This is a genomic window from Phaeobacter inhibens DSM 16374 (genome assembly GCF_000473105.1).
Taxonomy (GTDB): domain Bacteria; phylum Pseudomonadota; class Alphaproteobacteria; order Rhodobacterales; family Rhodobacteraceae; genus Phaeobacter; species Phaeobacter inhibens.
Genome location: NZ_KI421498.1, coordinates 1,044,995 through 1,059,931 on the forward strand (window position 1 = coordinate 1,044,995; position 14,937 = coordinate 1,059,931).

The 14,937-nt window shown below is 61.4% G+C and carries 15 protein-coding genes; 2 read left to right on the forward strand and 13 right to left on the reverse strand.

Annotated elements, in window-relative coordinates; translation table 11 throughout:
- Positions 1 to 203: 203 nt before the first annotated feature.
- The 13 genes from lpxB to pyrH all read right to left on the reverse strand — a co-directional run bounded on the left by lpxB (position 204) and on the right by pyrH (position 12,741).
- Positions 204 to 1,385, reverse strand: a complete 1,182-nt coding sequence (lpxB, locus tag INHI_RS0108680) for a lipid-A-disaccharide synthase (RefSeq protein WP_027247392.1) — start codon at positions 1,383 to 1,385, stop codon at positions 204 to 206.
- Entirely contained in the window at positions 1,382 to 2,170 is a 789-nt protein-coding gene (locus INHI_RS0108685) for an LpxI family protein (RefSeq protein WP_014874546.1), read from the reverse strand. Before INHI_RS0108685 ends, lpxB begins: the two co-directional genes overlap by 4 nt.
- Positions 2,171 to 2,174: 4 nt before the next feature.
- Positions 2,175 to 2,960: an acyl-ACP--UDP-N-acetylglucosamine O-acyltransferase gene (lpxA, locus tag INHI_RS0108690; RefSeq protein WP_014874545.1), complete on the reverse strand. Its 786-nt coding sequence runs from the start codon at positions 2,958 to 2,960 to the stop codon at positions 2,175 to 2,177.
- 5 nt (positions 2,961 to 2,965) lie between these two features.
- Positions 2,966 to 3,430, reverse strand: a complete 465-nt coding sequence (fabZ, locus tag INHI_RS0108695) for a 3-hydroxyacyl-ACP dehydratase FabZ (protein WP_014874544.1) — start codon at positions 3,428 to 3,430, stop codon at positions 2,966 to 2,968.
- A 124-nt stretch (positions 3,431 to 3,554) separates the two neighbouring features.
- Complete coding sequence (locus tag INHI_RS0108700; protein ID WP_027247393.1) at positions 3,555 to 4,205, reverse strand: OmpH/Skp family outer membrane protein; 651 nt, start codon at positions 4,203 to 4,205, stop codon at positions 3,555 to 3,557.
- 5 nt (positions 4,206 to 4,210) lie between these two features.
- Positions 4,211 to 6,607, reverse strand: a complete 2,397-nt coding sequence (bamA, locus tag INHI_RS0108705) for an outer membrane protein assembly factor BamA (RefSeq protein WP_014874542.1) — start codon at positions 6,605 to 6,607, stop codon at positions 4,211 to 4,213.
- 125 nt (positions 6,608 to 6,732) lie between these two features.
- A complete protein-coding gene (locus tag INHI_RS21380; protein WP_024097395.1) occupies positions 6,733 to 6,858 on the reverse strand; it encodes a hypothetical protein in 126 nt (41 codons plus the stop codon).
- A gap of 195 nt (positions 6,859 to 7,053) precedes the next feature.
- Positions 7,054 to 8,403, reverse strand: a complete 1,350-nt coding sequence (gene rseP, locus INHI_RS0108715; protein ID WP_027247394.1) for an RIP metalloprotease RseP — start codon at positions 8,401 to 8,403, stop codon at positions 7,054 to 7,056.
- 4 nt (positions 8,404 to 8,407) lie between these two features.
- The gene (dxr, locus tag INHI_RS0108720) at positions 8,408 to 9,580 is read right to left on the reverse strand and encodes a 1-deoxy-D-xylulose-5-phosphate reductoisomerase (RefSeq protein WP_027247395.1); all 1,173 of its coding nucleotides are present in this window, start codon (positions 9,578 to 9,580) and stop codon (positions 8,408 to 8,410) included.
- Positions 9,580 to 10,371: a phosphatidate cytidylyltransferase gene (locus INHI_RS0108725; protein WP_027247396.1), complete on the reverse strand. Its 792-nt coding sequence runs from the start codon at positions 10,369 to 10,371 to the stop codon at positions 9,580 to 9,582. Before INHI_RS0108725 ends, dxr begins: the two co-directional genes overlap by 1 nt.
- Positions 10,368 to 11,126 carry an undecaprenyl pyrophosphate synthase gene (gene uppS, locus INHI_RS0108730; RefSeq protein WP_014874538.1) on the reverse strand — a complete coding sequence of 253 codons (759 nt, stop codon included), beginning with the start codon at positions 11,124 to 11,126 and terminating at the stop codon, positions 10,368 to 10,370. The genes INHI_RS0108725 and uppS overlap by 4 nt, the downstream gene beginning before the upstream one ends.
- Before the next feature lie 9 nt (positions 11,127 to 11,135).
- On the reverse strand, positions 11,136 to 11,699 hold the full coding sequence (frr, locus tag INHI_RS0108735; protein WP_014874537.1) for a ribosome recycling factor: 564 nt from the start codon (positions 11,697 to 11,699) through the stop codon (positions 11,136 to 11,138).
- A gap of 292 nt (positions 11,700 to 11,991) precedes the next feature.
- The gene (gene pyrH / locus INHI_RS0108740; RefSeq protein WP_027247397.1) at positions 11,992 to 12,741 is read right to left on the reverse strand and encodes a UMP kinase; all 750 of its coding nucleotides are present in this window, start codon (positions 12,739 to 12,741) and stop codon (positions 11,992 to 11,994) included.
- A 147-nt stretch (positions 12,742 to 12,888) separates the two neighbouring features.
- On the opposite strand from pyrH, the gene miaA reads away from it, so the two are divergent.
- On the forward strand, positions 12,889 to 13,761 hold the full coding sequence (miaA, locus tag INHI_RS0108745; RefSeq protein ID WP_027247398.1) for a tRNA (adenosine(37)-N6)-dimethylallyltransferase MiaA: 873 nt from the start codon (positions 12,889 to 12,891) through the stop codon (positions 13,759 to 13,761).
- A 227-nt stretch (positions 13,762 to 13,988) separates the two neighbouring features.
- Positions 13,989 to 14,813, forward strand: coding sequence for an AraC family transcriptional regulator (locus INHI_RS0108750; protein WP_014879898.1), 825 nt, complete (start codon positions 13,989 to 13,991; stop codon positions 14,811 to 14,813).
- Positions 14,814 to 14,937: the final 124 nt, after the last annotated feature.

Below are 14,937 nucleotides of genomic sequence, written 5' to 3' on the forward strand. Positions count from 1 at the left end.
TGACAGATCCTCCATAAAACCAAAATCGAGATAGCGCCTGAGGGCAGACCTGCCCTTAGGCGCATCTCAGCATAACAAAATCCATCACAACACCACACCCAACGGCAAATGCTCAGCCACCCGCATTGCGGCGCGCGCCGCGCGGGTGCATAGCGCCCGCGCTACGAGAGGCCACCCGCCGGAGGCTCTGCATCCGGCAGGCTTCAGGAGGCGACGGAGGTCTGCGCAGACAGACGATCCAACACGGCGCGTGCCGCGCGCAGACCCGGGTCTTCGCCCCCCTCACCCAGCCGCTCCATCGTGGTGGCCATGGAAGAGGATTGCGCGGATGGCGCCGCCTTGACCTTGATCAACGCCTTGGCGATAGCCTCCGGCGTACACTCAGGACCAAGGCATTCCGGCACCACGCGGGTATCGCTGACCAGATTGACCAGCGTGACGGTGTCAATCAACGCCATGCGCCGCATGATATGCCAGGTGAGCCACTGGAACTTATAGGCGATCACCATTGGGGTGCGCGCCGCCGCCAGCTCCAGCGAGACCGTACCAGAAGCCGCAAGCGCCAGATCCGCCGCCGCAAAAGCCGCGCGTTTATGCGCCTTGGCCACCTCGCCGTCCAGCGTATTGGGGTCGATCACCACCGCGGTATCCGACCATTCCGCGAGATGGCTGCGCACCAGATCGGCAACCGGACCCGCAGCAGGCACCACGATCCGGTATTCGGGATGGCTGTCTTGAAACTGCTTCAGCGCCGCGCCGAATACCGGCGCCAGCCGTGTCACCTCAGAGCGGCGCGATCCCGGCAGCGCCAGAACAGTTGGCGTATCGTCAAGCTGATAGGCCTGGCGAAACGCGGCGATCTCCTCCGCCGTGGCCTGTGGCTCCCCCACAACGGGGTGGCCAACGAAATCACACTCCATGCCAGCCGCCTGCATATAAGGCGGCTCAAACGGCAGCAGTGCCAGCACATGATCGATGACCTTGGCCATCTTCTCCGCCCGCTTGGGGCGCCAGGCCCAGACCGAGGGCGCCACATAATGTACCGTGCGAATACTGCTTTCTTCTTTCACCAATGCGGCGACCCGTAGGGAGAAATCCGGGCTGTCGATGGTGATCATCACATCCGGCTTCATGTCCAGAACCGCCTCTGCGGTTTCGCGAATGCGGCGCTTCAGCTGGCGGTATTTCGGCAGCACCTCTGCCAGCCCCATGACCGACAGTTCCGACATATCGAAGCGCGAGACCAGCCCCTGTTCAGCCATCAGCGCGCCGCCGACCCCCTCAAAGCTAACATCCGGGCACAGCTGCCGCAGACCGGCCATCAACGCACCGCCAAGGCGATCTCCAGACGGCTCGCCTGCGAGGATGAACACCCGTAGGCTCATGCGCTGCGCAGCCAGAGAAACAGGCCCAACCGGTTGCAAGTGGCGACCACGTCCTCCTGGTTCAGGACGATAACGCCGCCGGCTTCCAGCACAATTCCGGCAAGGCCTGCCTTGGCAGCCAGCTCAACCGTCTGTACACCAATGGTGGGCAGATCCGCGCGGCGGTCCTGCCCCGGTTTGGGCGCTTTGAATAGCAGCCCCCCGGTGCCATCGGGGCGGCTTTGCAGCGCGTTCAACATCCAGTCTGTGCCAAAGAGGTTTTCCACCGCAATCGCCTGCCCCCGGCGCACGGCACAGGACTGCCCCACATCGGCGCGGCTCATGGCCTCAACAACCTCAGCGCCGCGCTCTGCATCCGGCTTGTCCAGCTCGCCCGGTTTGACCTCGGTCGGAATGCCCTCGGCCATCAACAGATCCGGTGCCACCTCATGGGCGGCACGTACGTTCATACCGGCCTGTTCAAAAATGCCGATGATTGCGCGCAGTGCACCATCATCACCAGCGGCCAAGGCTCCCTGCAAAACCGGCACCAACGGCAGGGTCTCGGCGTCGATTTCTGCCGGCTCAATCGCCGGACGACGCACAGCCCCGGCCAGGCAAATCTCAGTCACACCTGAGGCTGCCAACCGTGCGATAAAGCTGCCGAGTTGTTCCAGGCGAAAGGTCAGTTCCGCCTCAATATGATCCGGCTCCGAACCACGCATGGCGCAGATCAGCGGCCGATCAGACAGGCGTGCGGCCAGTTCGGCGGGCAATGCGCCCTGCCCTGCAATCAATGCCAGCATGTGATCAGCCTCCCGGCGTCAGGAAAGAGCGGTCGCTCTCACCGGTGATGAATTCGACGATTTCCTGCACGTATTCGCTGTCGCTTTCGGCACCCAAACGGCGCGCGCGCTCCTGAAAGGTGCCTTCGCCCTGCGCCAGCATCTGAAACGCGGCCCGCAGCGCGGTGATATCAGAGCGTTGCACGCCCCGGCGTTTCAACCCGACAAGGTTCAGCCCGTCCAGCTCCCCGCGCGGGGCCTGTACCAACCCATAAGGAATCACATCATTGGTGACCATTGTGACCGCGCCGACGATGGCACCATGACCGATCCGCACCCATTGGTGAATCCCCGAAAGCCCGCCGATAATCACGTCATCTTCCAGCACGCAATGGCCCGCGACCGCAGCAGAGTTCACAACAATCACCCGATCCCCGACCTGCGCGTCATGGGCAATGTGACAACCAGCCATAAACAAACCATCATCACCAATCCGGGTCACGCCGCCGCCACCCTCAGTCCCGGCGTTCACCGTCACATGTTCGCGGATGCGGTTGCGCTTGCCGATCACGGTCTTGCAGCGCTCGCCCTTGAACTTCAGATCCTGCGGGATCTCCCCCAGAACAGCGAAGGAAAACACCACCGTTTCCTCGCCGATCTCGGTATCACCGGTCACCACAACGTGGGATTTCAGCTCCACCCGATCGCCAAGCACGACGTCAGAGCCAATCAGGCAGAACGGGCCGATGACGCAATCCGCGCCAATCTTGGCCCCTTCTTCAATCACCGCGCTGGGATGGATCCGGGTCATCTGGGTCAATCCTTTTGCACGTCGACCATGGCAGAGAATTCAGCCTCTGCCGCCGTTTCACCATCAACAGTCGCCACGCCCTTGAACTTGAAGATCTTGCCACCGGGCTTGCCACGGGTGGTTTCGACCCGCATTTTCAGCACATCACCGGGGATCACCTTGCGGCGGAATTTGCATTTGTCGATGTTCATGAAATAGATCAGCAGCTCGGTATCGATCATATCCATGCCAACGCCCAGCATCACCCCGGCGGTCTGCGCCATCGCCTCAACGATGGTGACGCCCGGCATGATCGGTGTGCCGGGAAAATGCCCCTGGAAATGCGGTTCGTTCATGGTGACGTTCTTGATACCACAGGCCGAGGAATAGCCATCAATCTCGACAACTTTGTCGACCAGCAGAAACGGGTAACGATGCGGCAGAATCCGCTGGATCAGGTGAATGTCGGCGCTTTTCAGCTCGGTTGTCATTGCGGTTTTCCCGTTTTCTGAATGTTAGGTATGTCCTAGCAACTGCCCACAGCTTCGGCAAGCCGGTGGGCTGATCCGGACTGATCTGGTCCGATGCAGACTATGTCAGACTCACGTCTTCAGATCACTCGCTGTCGGCCTCAGCCTGACTGTCGCGGCCATCGCCCAGAACTTCATTAACCCGCGCAATCGCGAGGTCCGTCACGTCTGCAGCATCCGCACTCAGGAACACGCTGGCGTGCTCCAGAATGGCGCCGGCGCCCGCTTCCAACATGATTTGCTGTAGCACCGGCAAGGACGCGGTGAAGAAATCGCGCCGTGCGTCTTCGCCAATCTGGTTGATTCCGCGCAGTTTCTGATCCTGATTGCGGCGGGTTTCCTGCACCTTCTTGTCAAAGGCGTCTGCCAACGCGCGAAAGGCCTCGGGATCCATGCTGCTGCGCCGCTCCGTCAGATCCAGCTCCTCCGCGCGCAGTTCCGCCTCGATCCTGCGGTTCTCCGCCGTCAGCACCGCCCCCTCGGCGTCCAACTCCTGCGTGACCCGTTGGCCAAACGCACTCTCGGCATAGAGCCGCTCGGAATGGATGGTCAACAGCCCGGTTTGTGGCGCCCCCAGCTGTAGTGTTTCCCCAATGGGAAATCCCGCTGCAGGTACCGTCGCCTCCTGCGCTGCACCGGGCTGGATCACCAGCGGCAATACCGCAAGAGAGCACAGAAAAGGCGCCAGCCAACCAGCCAGCGCCCCCCTGTGCCGTGTGTCCACAGCTTGTGTCATTGCGATCAGAACCGCGCCTGCAACGTCAAGTCGAAGCTCTGCTCTTGGTCGAAGTCTTCTTTCTTCAGCGCCTTGGAGAAGTTGAACCGCAGGGGGCCAAAACCGGTCGTCCACAGCAGTGAGAAGCCAACAACATGACGATAGGAGCCACCGCGCCCGACGATATTGCCACCAGCCGCGCCAGTATCAGCGTTGTTCAGCCCCCAAAGGTTGCCAACATCATAGAACAGACCACCGCGCAGACCGATTTCTTCAGGCAGACCCAGCGGGAATTCCGCATCAAAGCGCGCAGCCGCATAGTAGTTCCCGCCGAGGAAGTCGTTGTAATTCCCACCGCTTCCGTTCGGCGACTGATCCCGCGGGCCAATCCCGCCAGGTTCAAAGCCACGCAGAATGCTGGGAGACAGAACAAACCGGTCGATGGACCGGCTGAACCCGTCCCCCTGCCAGCTGAATGCACCAGCCTCGATTGTCGCTCTGAGCGTCACCTCTTCGTTGAAGACGCGCCGCTGAGCAATAAACTTCGCGGTGCTGCGCAGATATTCGGAGTCCCCCCCAAGCCCTGCATAGTCAGCGCCGACCTGGATCAGGTAGCCCGAATTCGGATCCAGACCGTTCAGGCGACTGTCCACCGTATAGGTAAAGCCGATGGTACTGGCGTTGATGGCGCCCTGATTGATCTCGCTTCGGACAAGAGGGCCGGCCAGCGGGAAGCCAGAAGAATCGTCGCCCCGGCTGATCATCTCATCCTCATCCCAAGTATAGCGCACCTGAAGATTGCTGTTCTCAGAGGTCTGGAAGGTCAGTGCAGGTGAGAAGAATGCCCGCTTGGTATCATACAGCGCAAAGCTGGAATCGGTCTCCGCATAGCCCAGATCCAGATCAAACCGCAGATCGCGGCCCAGCAGATAGGGCTCGGTGAAGCCGAGGGTGTATTCTTCGGCATCCTGTGCTGTCGAGATGTTGAACGACAGACGCTGGCCACGGCCCAGGAAATTGTTCTCCGACAGGCCCAGGCTGATGCCGAAACCATCGTTGACCGAGTAAGCCCCGCCAAGGCTCAGCGCGCCTGTTGGTTTCTCTTCGACGTCCACATCGACAACCACCTCACCGGCGCTGCCACCCTCACGGACGTCCACTTCTGCGGTTTCAAAGAACCCAAGCGCTCGGATACGTTCTGCACTTTCACGGATTTCGCGCGGGTTGAACGGGTCACCTTCCACAGTGCGGAACTGCTGGCGGATCACCCGGTCCAGCGTGGTTGTGTTGCCTTCGATATCGATCCGCTCAACAAACACGCGCGGTCCGCGCGTCAGAACGAAATCGACATCCAGGGTCAGATCCCGATCGTTGCGGCTGATGCGTGGCTCCACCCGAAGGAAATCGATGCCCTTGCGGATCGCAAATGTTTCCAGACGCCGGATCGCGTTCTCGATCACGCTTGGCGAATAAGTCACGCCGGGGCGGACCTTCAGCACCTTGCGGAACTCATCGGCGTCGGCTTCCGACATCTCGCTGGTGACAGAAATCTCGCCGAACTCAAATTGCTGACCTTCGGTGATATCCACCACCAGGAAGGCTGCATCGCGTTCTTCGGTCACCTCGGCATTGGTGCTGTTGATGCGCACATCCACATAACCGCGCGACAGGTAGAAATCGCGCAATACCTGCTTGTCGAATTCCAGACGATCCTCGATCAGCGTATCGGCCCGGATGAAGGTCCGCAGCAGACCTGCCTGTTTGGTTTCCAGAACCCGGCGCAGGCGACGGTCGGAATAGACCCGGTTGCCCACGAAAGACACGCGCTCAACCTCGATGGTGTCGCCTTCAGAAATTTCGAACACCAGATCGACACGATTGTCGCTGCGGCGAATAATGCGCGGTGTCACGGTCGAGGCCAGTCGCCCCTGCGCGCCGTAAGCTTCGGCGAGATTGGACGCATCCCGTTCGGCAACGGTTGGATTGAACACCCGGCGCGGCGCCGATTCGATCAGCGCCAGCATCGCGTCATCCTTGATGCGGCGGTTGCCCTCAAAGCTGATTTTGTTGATGGTCGGGAACTCGGTGACCTTGATCACCAGCGTATTGCCCTGCGGCACGATCTCGACACTCTCAAAGACGCCGCTGTCCAGAATACGCTGGTAGGCATCGTTGAGCTGACCGGCACTGACGGATTTCCCCCGTTCAATGCCCGTATAGGCCACAATTGTTGAGGTCTGGATGCGTTGATTGCCCTCGACCTGAACGTTTGTGAAACTGTAGCTCTGCGCCACTGCGATCTCTGGCGTCAGGACAAATCCCAAAGCAATTGCCAGCGCCGCGGCAGATACGTTTCTATACAAAATATGGGCACCCAATTTGCGCCCCCCACAGGATGTACCCGTGTGCTTCCCCCGAACCATCAGTCAAAACCCGATTTTTTTACAGCTTAATCCGTGCGTATCGGGTTTATCCGCGCTTGTCAAAAACAACAAAAAGGCGCGCGGGATGCCCCCACGCGCCAGATCGCTTGCAACGGCTTGAAAACTCAGAGACTGCCGATCCAGGCACCGGCAGCGAGCGCGCCCAAAATCGTCGCCACAGACATGGCGCGATCCCAGTTGAGGCGCATAAATAGACCAAATCCAGTATTGGTAATCTGCAGGGTGCTCATGGCTCCACTCTCCCACTATCAATAATGATCCCACATCCGCCGCAACCGCGCCGCGATTTGCGACGCCGCTGCCCACCGGCGGCTTACCAAAGGATTAACAAGGGAATGTGGCGACAGTTGGGCGCGCGTCCCGTTGCAGGATCCGCGCCCAGACCGTAGCACCGACCGGGTCAGCCCCGGTCGGCGAAAAAGCGCTTAGCAAAAAATGTCGTTGAAGAGCGCAAACATCATCAGGCTAAGGATCGCCGCAATGCCCACGCTCATCAGAATCCGCATCACCGCATCATTGGGCGGCCTGCCGGTGACCGCCTCATAGGCGTAGAACACCAGATGCCCGCCATCCAGCGCCGGGATCGGGAACAGGTTCAGCAGCCCGACAGCCGTGGACAGCACCGCGATAAACCGGATGAAGCTTTCGGCCCCTTGGCTCGCCATCGCGCCGGAGGTCTCAGCAATGCCAATCGGACCGGAAAGGTTGCAGGTGCTGATCGCGCCGGTGATCATATGCCCCAGACCAGAAAGCGACATTTCGACCACGCCCCAGACCTGCGCCGCACCGCCGCCGAGGGCCTCGCCAATACCAACCGTCTCCGTTGCCGGGTCAAAGGCAAGACCACCGGCAATCCCCATGCGCCAGCGAGTTGCAAACCCGCCCTCTGGCTGTGGCTCATCCACGCGCCGTGGTGCCAGCGCCATCTCAAACTCTTCGCCCGCGCGCCAGACATCCAGCAGCAGGACCTTGCCTTCCGCGCTTTCAACGGCGCGTTTCAGCTGATCGAAGGCAAAGATCGGAGCGCCATCAACGGCGGTGATCACGTCCCCCGGCTGCAGATCGATATCCGCAGCGGCACTGCGCGGCGCCACACCGCGCACATGCGGCGGCCAGGGATAGGGGCCTTCAACCTCGACCTCACGTTCATCCCGCAGCACGGTGTAGGTGAGTGGCTGCTGCTCCGGCACCGCATCACGGAAGGCTGTAAAGGCCACGCCGTCCTCCAGTGAAGGCACATCGACCCCTTCGATCTGCAACAGCGCATCGCCTTCGCGCAAACCCGTTTGCAGCCCCGGCAGCGGCACCAGCCGCTCTACGGTCAGCGGATCGCGCATGGTGCCTTGCAGCATGAACACGCCAGCAAAGATCAGCGCCGACATGATGAAATTGAACACCGGCCCCGCCGCAACCGTTGCCGACCGCGCCCAAAGCGGCGCGCCATGCATGGTGCGCCGCAGCGCCACCGGATCGGCGGCGGCATCTGCCATCGCATCCGCATCCTTGCCCGAGGCCGCATCGGCATCCCCAAGGAACTTCACGTAGCCGCCAAATGGCAGCAGCGCCACCTGCCAGCGGGTGCCGCGTTTGTCGACACGGGAGAACAGCACCGGTCCAAACCCCAGCGAGAACACCTCGGCATGGATACCGGACCAGCGCCCGACGATGTAGTGGCCATATTCATGCACCGCCACAATCACCGACAGCGCCACCACAAAGCTGGCAATCACATAGAGATACCCGCCAAGCTGCGGAAGAAAGGAGACGAAATCCAAGGGCTTACCTTACATAGTCTAAAATTGCGTTGTCGGCTTCCATACGGGCGAGATGGTCGGTCCGGCTCACCGTATCAAGGGTCATTGCCTCATCTAGCCCGCGATCTGCGCTGTCAAACTGCGCCAGCACCCGCGCGACCACCGCCGCCATATCCAGAAACCCGATGCGCCCGGCGATGAAATGATCCAGCGCCCGCTCCTTGGCGGCGTTGAACACCGCCCCCATAAGGCCGCCTCGGTCCATCACGTCATAGGCCAGCCGCAATGCGGGATAGCGTGCGGGATCAGGCGCGCGGAATGTCAGCTGCGCCAGCCGTGCCAGATCCAGCCGCTCGACCGGCAGCTCCCGCCGCTCAGGCCAATGCAGCGCATAGCCAATGGCGTGGCGCATATCCGGCGCGCCAAGATGTGCCATCAGCGCCCCATCGCGAAATCCGACCAGCGCATGCACGATAGATTCAGGGTGAACGACAACCTCAATCTGTTCTGGCGCAACGCCAAAGAATTCACGGGTTTCAATAACTTCCAGCGCCTTGTTGAACATGGACGCGCTGTCGATAGTGATCCGCTGCCCCATGTCCCAATTGGGATGAGAGGAGGCCTGCGCCACCGTGGCAGTCTTCAGCTGCTCCTGCGGCCAGTCCCGGAATGCTCCGCCAGAGGCGGTGATCACCACCCGCTCCACAGCGGAAATATCTTCCCCTACCAAGCCCTGAAATACTGCGGAATGTTCGCTATCGACCGGCAGCAGACGCGCATTATGGCGCCGCGCCGTATCCAGAAGCAGCGCCCCGGCACAGACCAGAGATTCCTTATTGGCCAGCGCCAGCGTTGCGCCCTGTTTCAGCGCCTCCAGCCCCGGTGCCAGCCCAGCCGCGCCGACAATGGCAGACATCACCCAATCCGCAGGCCGCGCCGCCGCCTCAGCCAGGGCCGCCTGCCCTGCGGCAGCGGTGACACCTGACCCGGCCAATGCGGCTCTCAATGAAGGCAACTGGTCATCATAGGCAGTGACGGCAACATCCGCCTTCAGCGCAATCGCATCCTGCGCCAGCTGGGAGATATTGGCGCCACCACTCAACGCCACCACGTCATAGTCGTCGGGAGCCCGCCGGATCAGGTCGATCGTGTTCTGACCAATGGATCCGGTGGCCCCGAAAATCGAGATCTTCCGCATTACATCGTCCCGCCGGGCAGACCCCAAAGGCTGAGCACCAGAAGCACCATCGCCGCTGCGCCCAGCATCCCGTCAAACCGGTCGAACAACCCACCGTGGCCGGGGATCAGCGCGCTTGAATCCTTCACGCTCATCTTGCGCTTCAACGCGCTCTCCGCCACATCGCCTGCCTGGCTCGCCATGGAGACCAGAACCGACAGCACCACCACGCCAAGGCCAAGCCCGGCCTGTGCTGCAAAAATCGCGCCGACAATCGCCGCTGCGATCCAGCCGGCAGAGGTGCCGGACCAGGTCTTTTTGGGGCTGACACGGGGCCAGAATTTCGGCCCGCCAAAGGTTTTACCGGCAAAGTAGCCCGCAACATCCGTGGCCACCACAACCGAGATCAGCCAGACCATCCAGTCCAGGCCCAATGTGCTGCGCATCCAGATGAACGCATAGGCGGCAAACACCACCCAGAGCGCAAAGCCAAGGTAAATTCCCCGGCGAATATCCAGCGCAACCGCGCCAAGGATCGCCGGGATCAGCAACAGACCCACGGCCCAGTTGCCCGCCATCAAGGCCGCCGCCAGAACCGCGCCCATCGACAGGACACCAAGCGGCAGCGCCACCCCCTGACGATGCGGCGCCACCATGCGCAGCAACTCCCAGATCATGCCACCACCGGCCGCCGCAATCAGCAGGTCGAAAACCACACCACCGCGCCAGACCGCCCAGCCACCAACAAGGATCATCACCACGGCGGAGATCAGCCGCGGCATCAGATCGGCCCAGCGTCCTGCCCCGCTCATGTTTTCACCGCGCCAAACCGGCGATCCCGCTGCCCGTAGCTGCGGCACAACCGGTCCATCTCATCCGCGGTGAAATCCGGCCAGAGCGTGTCGATGAATTCATATTCGGCATAGGCCGACTGCCACAGCAGGAAGTTGGAGATCCGCGCTTCACCACTGGTGCGGATCACCAGATCGGGGTCCGGCAGCACATGGGTATCGAGATAACGCGGCAGGGTTTCTTCATCCACATCCGCTGGATCCAGCCGCCCGGCCGCCACATCTTCGGCCAGCCGTTTGGTGGCGCGCGCCACCTCATCACGGCTGCCATAGTTCAGCGCGATGGTCAGATGGGTGCCGTCATTGCACGCCGTCTCCTGCTCCAACTGGTCCATCAGGGTCACCAGTTTCTTGTCCAGACGCACCCGGTCACCGATAAAACGGACCCGCACGTTGCGCTGCGACAGCGCCTTCATCTCCTTAGAGATATAACGACGGAACAGGCTCATGAGGCCTGCGACCTCAACCTGCGTACGCTTCCAGTTCTCCGTCGAGAAGGCAAAAATGGTAAGGTATTTCACCCCCAGCGCCGGGCAGCATTCCACCACCTCGCGGACGCGTTTGGCGCCCGCATGGTGGCCGAACAGCCGCGGACGGCCCCGCGCCTGTGCCCAGCGGCCATTGCCATCCATGATAATGGCCACATGTTTGGGACCGCGTTGCGGGGCAGGCTCGCCCTCACTCGGCGCCAAGGCGGTGTCTGTGCTCTGTGACATCTGCAGGTGTCAGACCTGCATGATTTCGGCTTGTTTCGTTTCAAGCGCCGCATCGACAACCTTGATCATCTTGTCGGTCAGCTCCTGAACTTCGCCTTCCCACAGCTTCTGGTCGTCCTCGGACATGCCGTCAGCCTTGGCCTTCTTGATCTGGTCCATACCGTCGCGACGCACATTGCGGATCGACACGCGGGCATGTTCGGCATATTGGCCGGCCACTTTGGTCAGATCCCGGCGGCGTTCCTCGTTCAGCTCGGGGATCGGCAGCATGATGATGGTGCCATTGAGCTGCGGATTGATGCCCAGACCGGACTCGCGGATCGCTTTTTCGACCTTGCCGACCAGACCTTTGTCCCAGACATTGATGGTGACCATACGCGGCTCGGGCACATTGACGGTGCCAACCTGATTGATTGGTGTCATCGACCCATAGGCATCCACCATCACGGGCTCCAGCATCGACGCGGAGGCGCGACCGGTCCGCAGAGACGCAAATTCGGTCTTGAGGTTGGCCATGGCGCCATCCATGCGGCGCTGTAGATCATCGGTATCGAGAATAAAATCGTCAGACATTCTGCTCTCCCCTGACTTGAGGCGGTGTTTGTATTGCTCATAAGACATTGACGGAAGGTTGTATAGCGATCTTGCCGCAGTTTTGAAGCGCCAAGCGGCAGGCTTCTGCGGCCCCCGCGCCTGAGGGCAGGGCTGGAGTGCCGGGCCTGAGTGGGCCACTGCCGCCGCCGACACGCTGCCCCAGGATCAAAAAAACCGCGCGCCGGAACCGGTCCGGGCGCGCGGCCACTTAATGTGTCGCCAGCGGTGTGACGGGAAAGCCCGCCCACATGTGCCAGCAGGGGATCAGCGGTCAGCCATGCACCTTGGTATAAGTGCCCTTCCCGGCCAGAATCCCCCGGAACCCGCCCGGTTCATCCAACGGGAACACCATCAGCGGCAGGTTGTTGTCCCGCGCCAGCGCAATGGCCGAGGCATCCATCACCTTCAGACGCTTGGCCAGCACCTCATCGTAGGTGATATCATCGTAGCGCACCGCGTCATCATGCTGCGCCGGGTCCTTGTCATAAACGCCATCGACGCCGTTCTTGCCCATGAAGATCGCCTCACAGGCCATCTCATTGGCGCGCAGGGTCGCCGCGGTGTCGGTGGTGAAATAGGGATTACCGGTGCCGGCGGCGAAAATGCAGACCCGCTTTTTCTCAAGGTGACGCACCGCGCGGCGGCGGATGTAAGGCTCGGCCACCTCATCCATGCGGATGGCGGAAATCACGCGGGTGAACACACCCAGACCTTCCAGCGCCGACTGCATCGCCAGCGCGTTCATTACCGTGGCCAGCATCCCCATGTAATCCGCCGTAGTCCGCTCCATCCCCTGAGCTGAGCCGGACAGACCGCGGAAGATATTACCGCCACCGATCACCATACAGATTTCGACACCCATATCGCGCACGGATTTCACTTCATGGGCAATGCGCTGGACGGTAGGCGGGTGCAGACCATACCCTTGGTCCCCCATCAGCGCTTCGCCTGAAATTTTCAGCATGACACGTTTATAGGTTGCCGCCGGCGTGGCCTCCGGCTGATCGTTGGTAAGGGGCATGTTGCGCTCCGGAATATGACGGGGTTACTTTGCGCGCAAAATGAAGCAAATCGGCGGCAGGATCAATGCGGCCTGACATGTTTTTCGGCGCCGCCTTGCTGCTCTGCCCTGCGCGCCGGGGAACATCCGAAGAACAGGACGCCCTGCATGACCGACTTGACCGCGCTGCCAGAGATCCCGCCCCACCAGCCGGTGCTGATTGCCGGACCGACCGCCTCCGGCAAATCCGCACTGGCCCTGCGGATCGCCCAAACTCAGGGCGGGGTGATCGTCAATGCCGATGCCAGTCAGGTCTATGACTGCTGGCGGGTGATCACCGCCCGTCCCTCCGCCGAGGAAGAGGCGATGGCGCCGCATCTGCTCTATGGTCATCAGCCCTATGATGCCGACTATTCTGTTGGCCACTGGCTGCGCGAGGTACTGCCGCTTCTCAGCGAAGGCCCACGCCCGATTATTGTCGGTGGCACCGGGCTTTACTTTGCTGCGCTGACGCAGGGGCTTGCCGACATCCCTGCCACACCTGCGGCCGTCCGTCAGCAGGCTGACGCGCTGTCGCTTGAGGACATGCGCGCGGCACTGGATGCAACAACCGCCGCCCGGATCGATCTGCTAAACCGCGCCCGGGTGCAGCGCGCCTATGAGGTGCTGACCGCAACCGGGCGCGGCCTGGCCGACTGGCAGGCGGAGACGCCGCCCCCGCCGCTGCCGCTGGATCACTGCACCGCGATTGTCTTTGACACCGACAAGGACTGGCTCGAAGCGCGCATCCGCCGCCGCTTTGATGCAATGATGGATATGGGGGCAATGGCCGAGATCACCGCCATGCAGGATCGCTATGATCCTGCCCTGCCCTCCTGCCGTGCCATCGGGGTGCCGGAACTGATGGCCCATCACCTTGGCGACCTGACCGAAGAAGAGGCCCGAGAGCGTGCCGCGGTCGCCACCCGACAATTTGCCAAACGCCAGCGCACCTGGTTCCGCGCCCGCATGAAGGGCTGGCACTGCCACCGCCCCGGCTAGGTTCCGCAGGCGGCCAAATTGACAACACGGACGCAGATCACGGCATTGAGCCTGGACAATCCGCCCCGTTGACCGTGCGGTATGCGCGCATTGTTGCTCAAAACCCATGCACCACCTGCAATTCGACTAAATACTTACGCATTTTTCGGCAAAAACTTGCCAGAATCAGTTTTTCATGGCCATTTGCGCGCACGGAAAATAAGAGCAGCACATACCATATCCATCCTATGCCTTTTGACCCCACCCATATCGGCGAGATCACTGTCGCACCGCTGTCGCAGCTGACCCCCGATGGATCCTGGCAGGTCGAACTGGCGCATGATCTCACAGAAAGCCTGCTGATCTGGATCACCCGTGGTCAGGGGCGGGTCTTTCTGAATGGTCAGCAGCGGGGATTTGGTCCAAACAGCGCGATCTTCGTACCTGCCGGCACATTGTGGTCGTTGGAATTGGGCCGTCAGTGTATCGGGCAGGTGATGACAATCCCCGCCTCAACGCCGATGGATTTCCCTGACAGTGCCGACACGCTGCGCATTCCGGATGCGCAGGATCAGGCCGTGATCAACAGCATGTTTCAGGCCATGCAGGCCGAACAGCAGGATCGCCCGGCGCTGTGGTACCGCGCGATGCAGGCCCATGGTACGCTAATCGCAATCCATGTGCGGCGCCTGATGGCGGCACGGAACAGCACCGTCAGCAAACCCACCGCCGCACAGAGACTGGCGCAGGGGTACTGCGGTCGAATTGTTGAATGCTACGCCCAGCACGCCAGCATGGCTGATCACGCAGCAGCGTTGAATGTGACGCCAACCCATCTGACCCGTGTCTGCAAATCCGAGACCGGCAAGACCGCAGGCGCCCTGCTCACCGAGCGTCAGCTCCATGCGGCCCGCAGCCTGCTGATCACGTCAGAGCTGCCGATGCGCGATATTGCAGCAACCCTTGGCTTTGGCAGCGCGGCCTATTTCACGCGGTTCATCACCCAGCACACCGGTGAGACCCCGAGTCGGCTGCGCAAACAGGCCCGTGACAAGCTGAAACGCAGCGCCTGATCCGGTTTTCCTTCCGCAAATAATCTCTTCCGCATCTGCCACATCCCATCACCCGCTGCCACTCAGGTCATCGCCGACCTGCATTTAAGTAATGCCCGCAACCTCCGCCGAGGCAGACAGCGAG